1 protein-coding gene is annotated in these 1,133 nt (G+C 60.4%); it reads left to right on the top strand.

Features of this window, described 5'->3' with window-relative positions:
• Window positions 1-132: 132 nt before the first annotated feature.
• Window positions 133-1,133 (top strand): hypothetical protein (locus tag ACOVRJ_RS03750; protein WP_422042560.1); only part of this gene is annotated, 1,001 nt, incomplete at its 3' end.

The following is a 1,133-nucleotide window of genomic DNA, read 5'->3' as shown; positions in this document are numbered from 1 at the left end:
CCTGGGGTGCACGAGGTCACCGCACTCGCTCACAACCCGAGCAAGTTCGATGCGATTGAAAAGGGGCTGGCATTGCAGCCCCGCTCGATCACCGTCCTGTCGGATATGCCACCGGCACCGACTGGGCTCTCCATGCAAGAGAGCCTGTACCGGGTCAAAGACCAGGCGCAGGTGCTGGTTCAGGTGTCCTGGAACGAGGTGCAGACCGCTGTTGCGTACCGGCTCTCCTACCGGGTGGCAGGCGGCAACTTCGTGAGCCTTCCGCTCACCAGTGCCAACTACGTCGAAATCCGGGATGCGCAAGAAGGCGCGTATGAATTCAGCCTGCGTGCGATCGGGATCACGCGCAAGGAGAGTGTTCCTGCGACACTGAGCACAACGGTTCTGGGCAAGACCCTGCCGCCGTCGGATGTCACGGGCTTTTCGGTCCAGCGCCGAGTCTCCGATCTGCTGATTTCTTGGGATGAACTCCAAGATGCAGACCTTTCGGGCTACGAGGTCCGTGTAGGAACTGGCTGGGATAACGGCCAGTTGGTGGCCAAGACCGCGGGCACGCAGATGGTCCACGACCAGAGCGCGGCTGGCCTTTACCCGTATCACATTCGGGCCTACGACACTTCGGGCAATTACAGCGCCCACGTCACAACCTTTGTGCTGAGCCTACAAGCGCCCTCGACCGTGCGTCAGTTCGATGTGGTTCAGTCGGCCAACCGGCTAGAGTTTCGGTGGCAGCCCAATCCTGAACCCGAAGTTGTCGGGTATGAGCTTCGTGAGGGCGCGGCCTGGGATGCCTCGCTCTTTGTGGCTGAGGTCAAGTCCACCAGCTACACGCTGCCCTCAGGGTTTGACGGAGAGCGCAAGTTTTGGATCAAGGCGATTGCGTCCCCAGGCATCTACAGCGACACGCCGACCTTTGTGTCGACGGTGGTTGCCCAGCCGCAGAACGCCAATTTGATCTTGGCACGTGATGAGCAGGCGCTGGGATTTCCTGGCACTAAGCACTTCGCTTCGGTCGTCTCGGTCAACGGTCGAAACGCCCTGCGTATGAGCACCGGTGCCCAGACGGCTGAGTACCTCTTTGAGGTGGATCTTGTTTCACCCATCCGCGCCCAGAACACGCTGCTCAATAGCCT

The sequence above is a fragment of the Roseateles sp. genome (assembly GCF_049240545.1).
In the GTDB taxonomy this organism is placed as follows: domain Bacteria; phylum Pseudomonadota; class Gammaproteobacteria; order Burkholderiales; family Burkholderiaceae_C; genus Paucibacter_A.
The sequence above is the reverse complement of the archived record's forward strand: the minus strand, read 5'-3'. Positions and strand labels throughout refer to the sequence as shown.